The following is a 16,057-nucleotide window of genomic DNA, read 5'->3' on the forward strand; positions in this document are numbered from 1 at the left end:
CTTCTCACCTGGTGTCAAGGTAAAGCGCAGCGGCCTTTATACCAGGTGAGAAGCCTGCTACACTCCCTGGATCATTGAGTCAAAACGCGCCAGGATCGGCTCACATTTGCGTCGGCGCTGACATCATCAACCGATGGTCCGATGGGCTCTCGCTGGTACTGGACGAGGAAACAGAAGAACAGGAGGTGTCGCAATGAACGATGAGATGCTTCTGATATCTCCGGTTGAGTTGAAGGTGGTCAACCGTGGCCCTGACACCTTCTTTGTGAATTTTAAGTTTGTCGGATCGGATGGCCGCCCGAATGGTCAGCCGCTCCCTGACCATATCGCAAACCAGCTGGACTCCTGGCAGAAGACTGCCCACAAAGAACACGTGCATGTACCGACCTCGCTGACCTTCACCTATTGGGCGGCCGAGCAGACCTACAGCCAAACGCTAATGATGCGTGAACATGGGTCAAGCCCCTGGTCCTGGCTACTCTACTCCGATGATATCAAGATCAACATGTCCTATGGCACCCTCAAGGGGAACGTGTTCTGTCAGGCGCGCTTCTCCTCTCACCTGCTGCACATGATCGGGCCGGAACAGTCCATCGTGGCAGCTGAGGCAATGTTGCATGAGTTCATCGGTGAGTTGTTCCATCAACAAGCTTCGGAAGTGCACTTGTGCATAGACCTGCAGGGATTCGACTTCTCGACGCTGTGCATCCATGATCCTGACCGCTTCCCGTTCGTCTCTCGTGTGACCAACATCAGTGACCGGCCGCTCCCACCAACCAATGAGGAACAAGAGGGTGGCCTCTCCGACCTGGGCTATGCCAAAGTGCAGCAGCAGATTGAACAGGACAAGCACGCGCTCGAACAGGAGTTGTTGCTGCAGCCCGCGCTGCGCACGACACACCGGCGCATTGCAACCCTGGACTTCGACTCCCATGCCTCGGACATCTCAGCCCAGATTTACAACAAGACATTAGAGATCAAGAAGCATCAAAAGCAGTGGTTTGAACCGATCTGGCTCTCGAACGGCTGGAATGGTCGCTCCGAGATCTGGCGGTTGGAGTTCCGATTTAAGCGGGCCTTCTTCAACAAATATGATCTCAATGAGGCGTTCTCGGTGATCGCGATGTTTGAGACGCTCTGGAAGTATGCCACGGAAGAATGGCTCCGCTTTGTGGATCTCGATCAGTCCAGCGACTCGAACACTTCCCGGCTACCGACACATCCCGTGTGGGAACTGGTCCAGCGGGCCTACAGCGTCCAGCAGGACACCTGCACCGCTGATCCTGCTGGCGAACAGGAAAACCGTATCCGGCAGGTCATACAGGAGAAGCCGCTGCAGGTGATCAAACAGGCCGAATACATCCGCATTGATGATGAACTGCAGCACGTATTCTGCTGGTCGGATGAAGACCTGCTCCAGCTGGTGCGCTCCGATGAGAGTCCTGCGACCTGGTCACGCTGTCTGCTCTCGGTGGGCTTCCTCTCCTATGTCCTCGAACTACCGGGCAAGCTGCGCATGACTGAGGCGGGTCGGCAATATGCAGCCCTGGAAGAGAGCCTGCGCGATGTGTCGGTTGAAGTGCTGCGCGATCTGGCCCGCGCTGCCCTGGCCGGACTTTCTCCCGATCAGCTGGCTGAACTGCTCGACCACCTTTCACCCAGGTCCTTTGAAGAAGTGCGTACGAGCCTGGTCAAGCGAGATCGGCGCATGGCAAAGCTCGATAGTCTCATTGCATTGCTGGCCGGGGCGTTTCGGTCGGCCGTCGCCCTGGCTCCGCCCGACGAGATCGGCGAAGTCAGCAGCATCACGGGCCAGCGGGTCCGGCAACCTGACCTCTATTCTGATGCCCTGTGGGTGCTGCGTAAGATGCAGGATTACGACAAAAAGAAGGAACGGGTCTACTGTGAGGAGGTCTGGAAGAAGCGCATGGCCTATGGCTTTGTTACGGCGCTTCAGCTGGATGAGGAGCGGAAATACTACGGCGTTGACCTGGCTCCCTCCGATTGGTCCGAGATCAACACGGTCTTCGATGAATTGCGCACTAAAGGGCATCGATCAAAAAATGGCAATCCTGAAACTGACTCTGATAATTTTTCGGATATCGCATAGGAGGCACTGCTTATGAAGATTACAGAAGCCATCAATGGATACATTATAGACTGCCGCACACGTGGCCGTAGCAATCGCACAATAGAATGGTATCAGCAGAAGCTTACCTTCTTCGCAAACTGGCTGGCCGAGGAAGAAGGGATCATTCGCCTTCATGAAATTACCACGACTCACCTGCGCTCATTTGTGCTGCATGTACAAGAAGCCCCTATAGGAAAGAAGGTGACAGACAATGATGAGAAGTCTCCGGTCTCTCCCCTGACTGTAAAGGGATACGTCCAGGTCATCAAGGGGTTCTGCTCCTGGTGCGTAGAAGAAGAGTTGCTAGAAAAAAATCCTGCATCTCGCCTCAAGCTTCCATCTGTCCCCGATTACATCATTCCGACGTTCTCAGCGGAGCATATCAAGGCCATGTTGGGGGCCTGCGACACTTCAACCCCTCTAGGGTTTCGCGATTTCACTATTATCCTCGTGCTATTAGAAACTGGCATCCGTGTATCTGAGTTGTGCGGGCTGCGCCTGCAGGATGTGTATGAAGATCACATCAGGGTATTCGGAAAAGGCCGTAAAGAGCGCGAGGTTGGTGTAGCGCCAGGCGTGAGTAAGTTCCTATGGAAGTATATACATCAATACCGCAAAGCTGCCGAAAATGCTGAACATCTAGTTTTTGTGAATAGACACGGCAATCCTCTCACTCGTAGTGGAATTGAGCAGTTTTTAGTTGAACTAAAAAAGAAAGCAGGCATAACAGGAGTTCGAGTATCAGCGCATACCTTCAGGCACACTTTTGCTAGAATTTACCTGGAACAGGGCGGCGAAATTTATAAATTTTCCCGGCTCATGGGACACAGTAGCGTTGAGATTACAGAGGAATATCTCAAGGATTTTGACTCCAGGTCGGCCCGAAAAGAGCAGCATAGGTTCTCTGCGGTGTCGGCTATGGAGCTCCTACGGAAGAAAAAACACAAGCATTCTCATTGACATAACGGGGATGTTTTGGTGTCTAGAAAGTGCCTTCTAGACACCAAGTCTAGGTAAAAAAAGGGCCCAAACAGGGGGTTTTCCACTTCCTCCCGTTTGGGCCATTTTGGCTTCTGGAGCCGTTTCGTATTGCTGAGTGTTCCCGACTGGAATCGAACCAGCGCACCCGGTTCCGGAGACGTGTCGAAACCTCGACCAGCCTCCCAGGCCGATCCACGACTATTCCAGCCATCTACGCAGCCTATCATGTTCTCTTATATAAGTTTCTTATCTTCTTACGATCGACCACAATCCACTACCAGTACATCCACGCCAGCTACCAGCTTCTCTTTTTTCTTAATATACATTACCAATAATGGAGGTCACCCAATGCCAAAGGATCCCAGGCGCATCAAGCGACAAGAAGAATTCGCCGGCATGCCCGTTGCCGAAGCCATCCACAACTATCTCCACGACCCCAGGCTCAAGCGCCTCAGTCCGCGCACGCGTGAAGAGTATGTCTACGAGCTCGGTGTCTTCGGCCAATGGTGCACCCACCACACGCTCGAGCAGCATGGACGCCAGTGGACCGCCACCGCCGACCACAATTCCCCGCATCCCGTGATGCTGCACCAGCTCAACGACCGGACCATTGATCTGTTCGTCGAGCACATTCGCGCGACCCACCGGCCCTGGAAGGCGGGCCGCCAGGAGATGTCCTCCTACACCTTTGCGGGCTATGTGCGGGTGATCAAGTCTTTCCTGAGCTGGTGTGCGCGCGACGATGAGTACAGTGCCCACATTACGCCTCTGGCCGTGCAGCGGATCGAGAAGCCGCGGGTGATTGAGACGATCATCGAGACGTTCACCGTTGAGCAGATTACGGCGCTCTTCGATGCCTGTGATAAAGAGACCTCGGAGCACCTCCAGATCCGCAATCGGGCGATCCTCTCGGTCCTGCTGGACGCGGGTCTGCGGGCGACCGAGCTGGTGACGCTGACGATCGGCAATGTCTCTCTTGACCCCAAGGATGCCTATGTGCGGGTGCTGGGCAAGGGCTCTAAGTGGGGTGAGGTCGGCCTGGGTGAGCAGTCGCGGCGCGCCATTCATAAGTACATACGTCTCTACCGTGAGCCTACGCTTTCTCACGAGCTTGAGCAGAAACGCCAGCAGGTGTCTCCTCGTGAGCTGGCTCAAGTTTCTCGCCAATACATGGCGCAGGCGGTCCTCTTCGTGAATCGTTGTGGCGATCCCCTGACGCGTTCGGGCCTGGGGCGCATCATCGATCGCCTGGGTGAGCGCGCCAATATCCAGGGGGTTCGCTGCAGCCCACACACGTTCCGCCACACGTTCGCCGTCAACTTTATCCGCCAGGGAGGTAACATCTATAAGCTGTCGCGATTGCTGCGCCATTCTTCGATCCAGGTGACCGAAGAATACTTGAAGTCACTCAAGCAGAGTGAGGCGCGCCGCGACGCGAAATCGGTACTCGATAACCTCTAACCCTCCCTTGCAAGGGTTCAGCATCCTTGCCCGTCACGCATTATGCTGAACCCACAACCGCAAGATGGGGGCGGCAATCCGATACGCGCCCAGCTCCATGACGATCAGGTCGCGCCTGACCAGCATGCGCAGGGCTCTGCCAATATCCTTCTTCTCTCGCTTTATGCCACCTTCGATATCATCATGATCCACAGCCTGCTGCTGGTCGCACAGATACACCAGACAGGCCCGCTCGACACCATCACAGCGTTTCCAGAGGTCGTCAAAGTAGCCGTCCCAGGCTTCGACAAGCTGCTCAATGGCTCGCGCGACACTCCCATTTTCAACCTGTTCCGCTTTGTCGACGTTGAGATCGTCTATGAGCTGCGAGCAGAGGGCTTGCACGAGGAAAGGATGGCCATTGGTCTGCTGGATAACCTGTTCGGCGGCCAGGCCAAAGATCTTTTCGCCTGGATAATCAGTTCTGGGATGCAAAATCAGTTGGCGTGCCTCATCAGGATTGAGGAAGCTGACTTTGAGGGTCTGGACATTGACAAAATAGTTGGACCAGTTGATTCCTGTCTTTCTTCCCATGTCACCAAAAGTGTGTACTCCACTGAACAATAGGGCGATGCGGGGACGGTATTGAATGACTCCTCGACACCAATCAAGGAAGAGTGGCAGGTCAAGATCACCTTTTTGAGCATTCTCATCTAATTTCTCGAATTCATCAAAAGCTAGCAGTAAGGTGCAATCACCCTCCTCCAATAGGCTCTCGACCTTCCTTAGCCAGCGTTCAAAGAAACTATAGGCCATTGGATCGTTGATAGCACCGGATGAGCGTATGCGTTCAAAAGCCATGCGCTCTATCTTGATACCCCTTTGGATCAGTTCGTCATGGATACCGTCGGCGATCGTGCCTAAAAAGATAGCGGTACGCGCATAGATCTGTGGATTCTGGAGATTGTAGATGACCGGTATATAGCTGGCTCCCAACACATAAGCTAGCTGGCGCAGGGTACTTGTCTTGCCCATACGCCTCTCACCCTGCAACAAGAGCGTGGGGCGTCTGCTCCCTTTATTCAGTGCATACTCCAGTTGCAAGGCCAGGTCGCGACGACCTACAAACAGAGAATCATGCGGCTCTAACACCTGCCCTGGCTTATACGGATTATCAATATGACCAATATCCTGCCCCAGTTGTTCGAGCCGTTCTCGTTCGGCCTGCGCGGCAGCTTCCCAGCCTTCTATAATGTGCCTGACACGACCATTAATGCTTTGATCTCGGAAAGCAAAATTTGGGCGGATTTTGTGCAGCTCCTCAACCATTCTGTCGATGGCCTTGAGCCTGGCCTGCCGACCGATCGGCTGCAGGCTACGCATAGCTTCACGACTGGCATTCCCCAACTTGCCCAGCGCACTCCCCCAGCGTGGATCACTCAATTTCGTCTCTGGCGGCAATATCTCATTCAGCCGATGCGCCGCACCCGCGATCTGTGTAATAGCCAGCCTTCCTTCCATGTCCTGGATCGCGATCTCCAATGCCGCGTTGCGGGCCGCACGCAACTGCAGTGGCCGCTCAGCCGCGATAAAAGCGATCTCCTCCAACGTTTCCTGTGGCTGCTCGCTATATGCCAGCAATAACGCCCTCTTCAAAAACGGCAACGGCACATAGACACGCTCATCCCAGTGCAATGCCGAACGTCTTAATAAAAATAGGGATTCTGACGGCTGCTTTCGCCCTTTAATATATACATGCAGCACTGATGTCCCACTCATTAGATAAAATGGTAATCTATATATTCCAATAATACCTGCTAATCCGAATGCAATTCCTCCTTCTATATTATCCGATATAGTTAATACTATTCCAACTTGTTCAATTAATACAATATTTCCTAATACACTGATTGCAGTAGCCAACACGCTGATAAAGCTTATAATGAATATTACATCTCTAGATCTTCCCTCTAATATTATTGCTGTTCCAAATAAAACAAAAAAAATCACTCCTTGTATTATTCCTAAGCCTATACTAAATGTTATTCCTAATACTATTCCTAGCCTTATACCTAAACCCACACTTCTTATTGTACCTGTCACCATCCCTATTGCTCCCCTATCACTACCCATTGAAACGGAGGTACAAAAAAAATTATATTCATTTCATATTGATATACATGAAAAAGTGTCAATATTAAACTGATCAAAAATGAGGTAAGGTATGTGGCAAAAAAGATGGAAAAAGATATACCCCATACCATTTTCAAACGTGGCCTATAAGTTGCAGGTTGAAGTTCTCTGGCCACATAAGTCGGCTGAAAAAACGCATAGAATATTAGATGCCAGGCTCCAACTTTCTTTGGTTGCTGCTCAGTCATTGTCCACTCCTCATCACAGCCTGATATTCCTCATCCAACTTGCGCATAAACTCATTCTTATACTGCTGATCCTCTACCCGACTATCGCCCACCGCCAGTCCCTGCTTATCCTCCAATAGCATCCGTCCCACCAACTGCAGGCGCAGCGGAGGCCAGTAGCGCTCACCATTCGCCTTATACAGGGCACTCCATTGCAAAAAAGCGCCTTGCTCTTTCCCTACAAAGCCTGCCTGCTCACTCTTCCCCTCCACAAACTCCTCTGCCTCCTGCTCCGTAAAGGGTTTCAGCGTAATCTGCTGCACAATATTGAAAAGCGGGCTGGTCTGACCCGTCAGTCCCTCAATAATCTCTTTAAGTGGACGCTTGCTGGTCGTGATCAGCACCAACCCATCATCCTGGGCCAGAGCTCGCAGCCCATCAAAGAAGTCGTGATTGAACTCGTGCCTATCATTGAAGCCTTCAAATTCATCAATGCATAGTACAGGCCATATCCCCAACTCTTTCAAAGCATGGATACTCTGGGCCAGTTGCACCATCGGCGCCACCGTAGCCTGTGTCGATGGCACCCTCAGTTCTGCCAGCACGTGCTGTACAAAACTCGCCTGACTCTTGCTCTGTGGATGCGCCGCACTCACACGCCCAACGCGATAATTCAGGCCAGGCGAACTCTGCATGGGTGCCACCAGCTGTACATATTCCAACAGCCAGGTTTTGCCTATCCGGCGCTCTCCCACAATCGAGCTCGAGCCTCCATTCGCCAGGCGCGCCATCAACGTGGTTCGTGCCGCCACCCGACCATAAAACTCACCAGGATCGCTCAGCGGCAGATTAAAGAAAAAAATGGGCCGTCCCACCTTCCCTTGTGGCCCATGCTGTGGCGACACCGGCGCAGTCACCGCAGCCGACTGTCCGGCTGCAGGCTGGCCCGGAAAAAGAATCGGATAAATTTGAATAATCGCTACAATCGCCACCACCAGCGTCAAACAACCACTCGCCAGAGTAGAAGGTGAGGCCGCCCCCGTAAAAATCGCCAGCAGCCCCGTAATCAGGATCGCCAGCAATAGCACTACAAATAAACAAATACGAGCAACAAGTGACATTCTACCGCTCCCGGCTTTATGCGATCCCTGCTTTGCCTGCTGTTGCGGCTGCATACGCGTACCACGCTCCTCTTTCTCAATTCCTTCCTATTATACCCTCTCTTCTGCAAAAAGTCAGAATATGCTCCCTAAAAATGCCTTGATGTTATTAACAGAGCAGGAAAAAAATCCAAAAATAGCTCCAATCTAAATGCCCGCTACATTTCATTGAAGCCTGAGGAGAATGAAAAGCAACACGAAACACCAGGCTTATCCAGGTGAAAGGATGAACAAAAGAACTGTTACAAGCTTACAAAAAGCCTGGTGCAATCACAGATAAGTGTTAGTTTGGATGTTTTCTGGCGGGGTTTTCGTACACTTTGGGCGGGATGACATAAGCGGGATGCCATAAGAAGGAGCAACTGAACATGTAAAGAAGGGGAAAACAGCCACTACTGATGTGTTTTCACCAAGATTGGGCCAGTTCCCAAAAGCGAGCAGGTTTCGGCACGAAAAGCGAGCAGCACAACTATCGACTCTCTGAGGAATCCCTCTGGAAGCGATTTCCAGTGCCTAAGAATTGTCAATTTGGAGCCATCCAGGCACCGTTTTCTGTAAACTGAATGCTTGAACGAACTTCCCGAACTCGAAGTTGGACCAGGATATGAGCTATTTTTGCCAATATTCTGGTCCGATATCTTGTACCATTTAAAGTTTATACAACTACAAGGGAGCATATACAAGCTCACCACTTTTATGGCCCTTATCTACTTGGAGGCTGTTTTCCGGCGAATATGCAACATATGTACTTCCATGATCTATTTTATCGTGAATGTGAATGAGGCCAGAATCTGTTTGTAATCGAGCAATTGCTCCACCATCAATCCTGCCTCCAATATCGATACCTCCCCACCTTTGAAGATGACATTAGAAGAGCCATCGATCCTCCCATTTGTAAAGATATATTCTGTCGCTCGCACATAAACCTGGCTACTTCCATCAATCTTTCCAATGTCGTCATTATGGCCACCAAAAGTTATCTCAGGACCGATAGCAACCTTGCCGTTTTCTGCAATCAAGGTAACATCACTACTTCCATCAATCTTGTCAAAGAGAAGTACTGATCCCATGTTACTAACCAACGTCACCATACTGCTTCCATCGATTTTACCCTCGACAACTATTGTTCCCGTAGTACTAACCAACGATACCCTGCTGCTTCCATCGATATCGCCAGTGATAGTAATATCGTCAGTGTAAGTTGTATTATACTTTGAACCATTTAAACCGCTTCCGCCATTGAGTGTTGTCACAATAGCCTCCTTTTCTCCAACGTAATATTGTTGGTTTTCCACTTCTATGCATTAGTCATAATAATTTGATCTTTTTATTACTAATGCCCGAATTATCTTTTTCTGGACTAACGAAATCATGCTATCACGCTCACGTTTCCCTTGCTGCTGTGGCGCCTTTAATCAAGGATTTGGCTTTCGTGAGGTGATCCAGCATACTTTCTTTGTTGGGAGCAGATTGTTTGGCTTGCTGGATGGCTTTGGTAATCTCATACTGTGTATCAGTGTTGTCATCTTTCCATGTCTCTTCTCTCACCCTACCACTAAGAGGTTGGATTTAATACCATAGCTCAAGCTTACCCTCAAATACCTCCTGGTGGGATAGCCTTGTTATACCATTTCCCGTAGTACTGCAAAGATCCCAAGCCGGCCATCAGCATTGGAGCCTACTGTTATCTGACCCAGTCCCCAAGATCACCCACCGACGACCAGGCGGGGAAACCACTGCTTGTGGTAGGTTGGGCTGTATGCCAGACAAAGCCATCTTTTCCTCTATCGACCGCGAAGACTTCAAGACGACCATCGGCGTTTTTGCCTACCGCAATCTGGTCTAGCCCCGCAGGGGGAGCACCGAGACCCAGCCAATACTGGTAATCACTCGTGGAGCTGGTCTTCCAGATAGTCCAGGCCTGTCCGACGGTATCGACCGCGAAAATCTGGAGTCCACCACTGTAAGTGTTGATTACTGCAATCTGCCTCAGCCCCCCAACATCTTCTTGAGATACCAGTGGTGTCCAAGGAGGGAAACCACTATCCCTGTTGAATTGGGCTGTATGCCAGAGGTTGCCAGCATCGGCATCGATTGCGAAGACCTCCAGCCTGTCATCGCTATTCCTGGCCACCGCGATCTCACATAACCCTGGGGAAGGAGCACCGAGACCCAGCCAGTACTGGTAGTCACTCGTGGGGCCGGTTTTCCAGCTAGTCCAGGCCTGTCCGAAAGTATCAACCGCGAAAATCTGGAGCCCACCACTGTAGGGGCTAATCACTGCAATTTGTCCCAGTCCTTGACCAGGGCCCCCAATAGCATCGACTAGTGTCCGCCAGTCGCCGAAAAAACTGCTCGGGGTGGGTTGGACCGTATGCGAGACAGAACCGAATGTGTTGTCGATTGCGAAGACTTCAAGGCAACCATCAGCGTTTTTGCCCACCGCAATTTGACCTAGGCGATCCATATAAGCAATAGATACCCACCCTTCAAAATCACCGTTGGGAGCATTCTGGAAGATAGTCAGAGCCTGGCCAACATTAGTATCTAGCGCGAAGATCTCAATGCTACTATTGTAAGTGCTGATCGCTGCGATCTGCCCCAACCCTACAGCATCACCCAGCATCGACCAGTCGCCAAAGCCATTGTTTGGGGTAGTCTGGAACGCATAGAACAAACTGCCAACAGGGGGAGGGCGACGAATAAGACAAGCATTAGCACGATTCGACCACACTGACTGAATTGTGCAACCGGCCATATGCTGAAAGTCTGTATTACAAAAATCGCCGATTTCTTCCTTGGCAACGGTCAAGTCGCACCAGCCTTGCGAAACAATTGGATCCGTGATCGCCTCGCACAACTCATGGCTACTGATCTTCGTATATGCTTGCAGCGTCAGCAATGTATCCTTTGTACAACCTTTGCATTGGATAGATGGTATAACACCATAAAAAATGTTATTATCGGTATTAGAGTGATAGCCGCAAAAGCCGTTGGGTAGTTGACAGGAACGAATCCCTTCAAATACCGAAGTAACTCCAGAATCCAAGTAGACAAAGTAGAGCGTGTTCCCGTTGGGTTGCGGGATAGTCCCATTCGCGATCCATGTTCGGAGTGCTTGTTGGATTTCTGAATCATTGATCTCTCTGCCGCTCCCAGTCGGATGACCTGGTTCTGGTGTTCTGATTATCACCGATCCTTTGAGCCTCCCTCGACCAATAATCTGACCAGGAACACTGTACTCACTCAGGAGATCCATCAATGGGCTGGTTAGAATATAGTTAAAAAACTGGTTGATGTTTAATGTCATATCAGTATACGTTGGCCAAGCAGATCCCCAGAAGATGGGAAAAACCTCAACTGCTGTGAGCAGGTGTCCACCTTGATATGTAACATGTCCATGAGGTGCAAAAGCCGCGATACCAGCAAGTTGCTCAGGAGTAAAAATAGGGACAATTCCATGTGCTTTAGTCATCGCCATTCTCTTTTCATAATATAGGCGAAAAGTTGCAACGAATAGTGGACGTATATACCAGACCATCAAATGGCTAAGCTAGAACAAGCAAACTATGTAATGATACTACCACAAAGAGCGGGAAATAAATATTTCTCGCTGTTCTGCGTTATACTTGAGACGGATATCATGCTTACAGAAACATCCGCAACGATCGCTATGTCAACAAAATAAGAGCGGGAAATATTTTTCAACCCTTTGGATGACCCATGACTGAGGCATTGCAGGACATCATCCTTCCGGTGGATTGCAGGTGGCGAAACCTTCAGTCAAAACTGTGGCGACTGGAGTAGGGAAGAGTTTCTCAGCTCAGCACTATACCTCTTGGGGTCACGTCGAGGCTCAGTGCCATCTATTGCCAAAAGTAATTAATTAACTAGACAATTAATTACTTTTGTAATATAATAGGCAACGAGGTAGAAAGCCTGTACTACCAGTAGTGCATCGTACTTCCGCACAATACGGTATCCTTCCATCGATTCCTCGGCAAGCCCTACAGGCAGCTTGCTTCTTACCTCACGAAGATTGATACCTCATTGCCTGACCCAACCCTCTTTCCCAGGCGTATCAATCTTCCTTACCCCTTCTTACAATCTTCTTATGCTTAACACTACAATGAAAGGTCATATATATCATGCACGCCTGTGCTTTCTGCACCCATTCCACCGGACCCATCTACGTCGTCGACGAGAAGGATATCTCCGGCCAGCCTACCGGCAACAAGCTGCGCATCTGCCATACGTGTCATAGCCTCGGCCTTGGCGGAGCAGCCCACCAGCCTATCCAGCTTGACATTCACACGCACCAACCAATCCACCCGGACGCCCAGCTTCACCAGTTTGCCCGGCCTGGCGTCAACCCGACCAAACCCAAAACGAAAAAATAGCTGCCCTTACCAGCAGCCGTTCACTAATATCCAAAACCACAACGCGCAAAATGAGCATCCGTTGCGCGCCTAAATTATCCTCTTGCAGGCACCACGCAATCCCAGCATCTCTACTCCTGGTGCCTGCACATCATCACAGCCAATAGAAAGGAAACACCATCCGTCATGCTTGAGTACTTAGAACTGGCCTTTGATCGCTTTACCCACCATAAAATCGTCCCCAGCGGCAGCTACCTCAACCCGCGTACCCGTGCCATCCATCAGCTTCCAGCCCAGGGAGTCCTCCCGGAAGGTGATACCTGGCTCCGCATCGATCGTTCCTCCACGCAAACCCTGGCCAACATTGCCACCACCATCAACAACCTGCTGGGTACCTCCTACACCGCCGCCAGTTTCTACCTCCAGCATCCCCTTACCTCAACCAGCAATCACCCCTAAGCCCAGACCACCACCATCCCACACCTCACACCAAAGGATCAGCCCCATGGATCATTCACCACCCAAACAACTCACCGATATCGCCTCCTGGATCACTCGCCTGGAGCGTCAGGCCACCGAGCTCCTCAGCAGCGCTAACCTCGACGACCTCAACTCCAAAGAGTGCATCAACCTCAGCCTGAAAATGCTCGGCCACATCCAGCGCCTGCTCGTCCTCAACCAGCAACTCACCACCACCACCACCACCGACAACGGCACCAACCTCCTCATCGCCACCCTCACCCGCCAGATGCGCGGCGAGCCTGACCCCTCCGATCCCACACCCAACCTTCCTTGATACGCATTACCACTCACGCCAACAATTTATCAGTTAAACAACCACAAACTCTACATGACCCCCTTAATTCCATTCCATTTTTGCTACCCCCACCCCGAAAGCTACCGCACAAAGCAAACACATCCAGCCAGACCATTGTGCCTCCACTACAAAACATCTCCCATTAAGGCCCAACAACCCGGCAACCTTTCACTCAATAGCCAGCCCCGCAAAAAAACGGCCCTTGACAACGCGCATTCGCAGAAAGGCGGAAGCGAGGGGCGGGTAAACGGCAGATATGGTCTTCCCCCCCTCGCTTCTGGCCGCACAGTATAATGCGCGTCATCAAGGGTTCGCTACGCCCGATTTTTTGCTCACAGCCCAGCTGCGTTAAGGCACGCTGGAAGCTCAGGACAAGTGCCAGCAGGGGGCTTGCCTCTCAGCCCACCAGCCGCCTTGGCAGAATGTTGCTTACCTTCTCATCCACAAACAGCCAGCCATAGCATGCTGCAAGCCTCGTTTTACAGCATTCAACCCGCCAGCCAGCCCGACTAGCCACCTTACAACATTGTCGACCAGCCAGCCGCGCAGCCTGTGGAAAAAAAAGTGAATCAAAGATGCAATAAAATAATTAATATATTTTAACCATATTTGCGTTACTATCAAATAGAATATACGTTCTAATATGTAGAAGCATAAAAAATAGACTGCCGGCACCACAAATGCCGAACAGTCCTTAAATCGCCTTAAACGCGATAGAAAGAGTATACATCATGCACAATACAACGACAATTATTATGCCCCAACGTATCGCTTCTGACCACTATCAGGTGGCCTCATTCCGCCGCAAGGACAAAATCTACAACCTGCGCTTCGATCACACCACCCAGGCCTGGAATTGCGATTGCCCCGACACAATCGTCAACAAAAACAACCATTGTAAACACACTACGCTCCTCAAGACCTGGATCATTGCGCAGAAGCACGCGCAACAAAAGGTCCAGCAGGAGGCCACCGAGATCGTTAATCAGGTGGTAGCAACCACTCCCCTCACAGAACAAAACCATATTGATCCTCAACATGCGCGCACACTCCACCAGACCCAACACAACCTCATTGCAGAGCAAGATGCCATCATCCACTCCCTGAACCAGAAAATCACTACCATCCAGGAAGAACATTCTTACCAGCTCAATATGCTCCTGAACCAGGTGGTCACCTTGCAGCAGCAGCTCACTGCAGCGCAAGAAACAAACACCACCCTGTTCAACACCATTTCCCAGCGTCTCGAAGCATTAACACACCACCAGGAGCACACCCTGACTATTCATCTGGCATCTTCAACCCTCACAACTCCGCAGGCATATCCAACGGCGACCATCCAGCAGCACACCATCATTGAAGAAACCAACGCCCAGGGCAAATGTGTCGCCTGCCTCATCGACGGCTTCAAAGTGTTGTGTGGCCCGGGCTTCGCCATCAGCTGCACCTGCACCGTTGCCGAAGCTGGCAAGGACTGCAAGCATATGCTCGCCATTAACGCCTACATCGACCAAAAGAAATCTTTACAACACGCATAACTACACCCCAAAAAACTCAACGACCTGGAACTTATCCAGGTCATTTTTGTGCCCCTCACACGCTCGCTTACTACACAAGCATAGGTACAGCACCACATTATTGGATATTTACACAGGGGATTTTATCCTGCAGGGGGCCCACCATCCACAGCTATCAATTACACAGGGACCGCGCCCGACTGCTACCCAGATAACCTACTCGTCTTGCTTCCCTTCAGCCTGGCGGCGTCGTTCACGCATTGCGCGCACACGCAACGTCGATGCCGAGACCTGGTCATCCGGCTTATACACCCCTGGATATCGCCCGCTGGTCTCCTTCACTTTCAACCCCTGCAGATCCAGCTCGGCGTACAGATTCTGCCGCCCCAGAGGTTTGCGACGCAACTTGTCGCGTCGCACGAAATTGGTGAGCTGTTTGGTAGTGACAGGCCGGCCGCTATTCTTTTCCAGTAGCGCGCACGCCACATCATACGTCACCCACCATTCACCATCAATAAAAAATCTCTTTTCTTCGCTCATGCTTATTCTCCTCACCTATCAAAAAAAGACGTTTCGAGGCCTAAATAGTAACAATTCCTCGTTACTATTTGACCCATGAAACGTCATAATATATAGGGAAAGGAAATTCGAGACCCGACCCCACTTATACAAAAGGAGAGTAAATCTTATGTATACAACTGTCAAGGAGTTTGTTACGTCGCTTGCTCCAGATAGCTACATCGTGAGTTTTGGTCATCCTGATTACCAGCGCCAGTATTTCACGCTGGAAGAGGTTATCGCGCAACATACGCCAGATGATGAGATCTGGCAGCGCCCGATCCAGGTCCACTGGAACCGTCTGCCCAAAACTGCTGTACTGGTCAAAGTTGCGGAGGAAGAAGATCGCGAGACAATGGTGATCTACCACAAATCTGCCTTGATTGAGTATCCCATTCGCAAGCCCACGGCTATCGTCAACCACGCGTCAAACGTGGCCTGCACCCATGAGGCCCTGCTGCGCGATGGTTGCACCGATCGTGCCCTACTCACCAAAGGTGCCATCGGCTATGTCCTGGATGAAGAGCTGAATGTGCCCTCGATCAGCCCTTACCATCGCTTGACCGATGATCGCAACGCCTACATCAAATTATTCATAGCCGGTTATGTAAATAGCTACATCAGCTGTGTAAAAAAACACAAGTCGGCATAAACAATAGTAAAGAGGAAGGAGTGTGGGGCTTGCCAGCCAGCAAGCCCCACTCAGATGAGGAT

14 protein-coding genes are annotated in these 16,057 nt (G+C 50.9%); 7 read left to right on the forward strand and 7 right to left on the reverse strand.

From position 1 onward, the window contains the following. Positions 1 to 193 precede the first annotated feature (193 nt). From EL645_RS06215 to EL645_RS06225, 3 genes are all read left to right on the forward strand, one after another. Positions 194 to 2,110: a hypothetical protein gene (locus tag EL645_RS06215; RefSeq protein ID WP_136625175.1), complete on the forward strand. Its 1,917-nt coding sequence runs from the start codon at positions 194 to 196 to the stop codon at positions 2,108 to 2,110. 12 nt (positions 2,111 to 2,122) lie between these two features. Further along, complete coding sequence (locus EL645_RS06220; protein WP_126549216.1) at positions 2,123 to 3,091, forward strand: tyrosine-type recombinase/integrase; 969 nt, start codon at positions 2,123 to 2,125, stop codon at positions 3,089 to 3,091. A 129-nt stretch (positions 3,092 to 3,220) separates the two neighbouring features. Further along, positions 3,221 to 4,573: a tyrosine-type recombinase/integrase gene (locus EL645_RS06225; protein ID WP_136625176.1), complete on the forward strand. Its 1,353-nt coding sequence runs from the start codon at positions 3,221 to 3,223 to the stop codon at positions 4,571 to 4,573. Positions 4,574 to 4,606: 33 nt separating this feature from the next. Here the strand turns inward: EL645_RS06225 and EL645_RS06230 are convergent, their stop codons facing one another. From EL645_RS06230 to EL645_RS06250, 6 genes are all read right to left on the reverse strand, one after another. Beyond that, on the reverse strand, positions 4,607 to 6,247 hold the full coding sequence (locus tag EL645_RS06230) for an ATP-binding protein (RefSeq protein WP_161977168.1): 1,641 nt from the start codon (positions 6,245 to 6,247) through the stop codon (positions 4,607 to 4,609). A gap of 413 nt (positions 6,248 to 6,660) precedes the next feature. Further along, complete coding sequence (locus tag EL645_RS39125) at positions 6,661 to 6,933, reverse strand: hypothetical protein (protein ID WP_161977169.1); 273 nt, start codon at positions 6,931 to 6,933, stop codon at positions 6,661 to 6,663. Continuing rightward, positions 6,930 to 8,087 (reverse strand): AAA family ATPase, encoded by a 1,158-nt coding sequence (locus EL645_RS06235; protein ID WP_126549219.1) that lies wholly within the window; start codon positions 8,085 to 8,087, stop codon positions 6,930 to 6,932. Before EL645_RS06235 ends, EL645_RS39125 begins: the two co-directional genes overlap by 4 nt. 743 nt (positions 8,088 to 8,830) lie before the next feature. After that, positions 8,831 to 9,325 (reverse strand): hypothetical protein, encoded by a 495-nt coding sequence (locus EL645_RS06240; RefSeq protein ID WP_126549220.1) that lies wholly within the window; start codon positions 9,323 to 9,325, stop codon positions 8,831 to 8,833. A gap of 431 nt (positions 9,326 to 9,756) precedes the next feature. After that, positions 9,757 to 11,547 carry a PLL family lectin gene (locus EL645_RS06245; RefSeq protein WP_126549221.1) on the reverse strand — a complete coding sequence of 597 codons (1,791 nt, stop codon included), beginning with the start codon at positions 11,545 to 11,547 and terminating at the stop codon, positions 9,757 to 9,759. A gap of 649 nt (positions 11,548 to 12,196) precedes the next feature. Further along, positions 12,197 to 12,421, reverse strand: coding sequence for a hypothetical protein (locus EL645_RS06250; protein WP_126549222.1), 225 nt, complete (start codon positions 12,419 to 12,421; stop codon positions 12,197 to 12,199). A 216-nt stretch (positions 12,422 to 12,637) separates the two neighbouring features. Between EL645_RS06250 and EL645_RS06255 the strand changes: the two genes are divergently transcribed. The 3 genes from EL645_RS06255 (at position 12,638) to EL645_RS06265 (ending at position 14,806) form a co-directional block, all read left to right on the forward strand. Continuing rightward, positions 12,638 to 12,910, forward strand: coding sequence for a hypothetical protein (locus EL645_RS06255; protein WP_126549223.1), 273 nt, complete (start codon positions 12,638 to 12,640; stop codon positions 12,908 to 12,910). 46 nt (positions 12,911 to 12,956) lie between these two features. Further along, positions 12,957 to 13,247 (forward strand): hypothetical protein, encoded by a 291-nt coding sequence (locus EL645_RS06260; RefSeq protein WP_126549224.1) that lies wholly within the window; start codon positions 12,957 to 12,959, stop codon positions 13,245 to 13,247. Positions 13,248 to 13,999: 752 nt separating this feature from the next. Beyond that, positions 14,000 to 14,806, forward strand: coding sequence for a hypothetical protein (locus EL645_RS06265; protein ID WP_126549225.1), 807 nt, complete (start codon positions 14,000 to 14,002; stop codon positions 14,804 to 14,806). A 195-nt stretch (positions 14,807 to 15,001) separates the two neighbouring features. On the opposite strand, the gene EL645_RS06270 is transcribed toward EL645_RS06265, so the two are convergent. Then, positions 15,002 to 15,325 (reverse strand): hypothetical protein, encoded by a 324-nt coding sequence (locus EL645_RS06270; RefSeq protein WP_126549226.1) that lies wholly within the window; start codon positions 15,323 to 15,325, stop codon positions 15,002 to 15,004. 148 nt (positions 15,326 to 15,473) lie between these two features. On the opposite strand from EL645_RS06270, the gene EL645_RS06275 reads away from it, so the two are divergent. After that, complete coding sequence (locus tag EL645_RS06275) at positions 15,474 to 15,995, forward strand: hypothetical protein (RefSeq protein ID WP_126549227.1); 522 nt, start codon at positions 15,474 to 15,476, stop codon at positions 15,993 to 15,995. The last annotated feature ends 62 nt before the right edge of the window (positions 15,996 to 16,057 follow it).

The organism is Dictyobacter kobayashii (assembly GCF_003967555.1).
In the GTDB taxonomy this organism is placed as follows: Bacteria; Chloroflexota; Ktedonobacteria; order Ktedonobacterales; family Ktedonobacteraceae; genus Dictyobacter; species Dictyobacter kobayashii.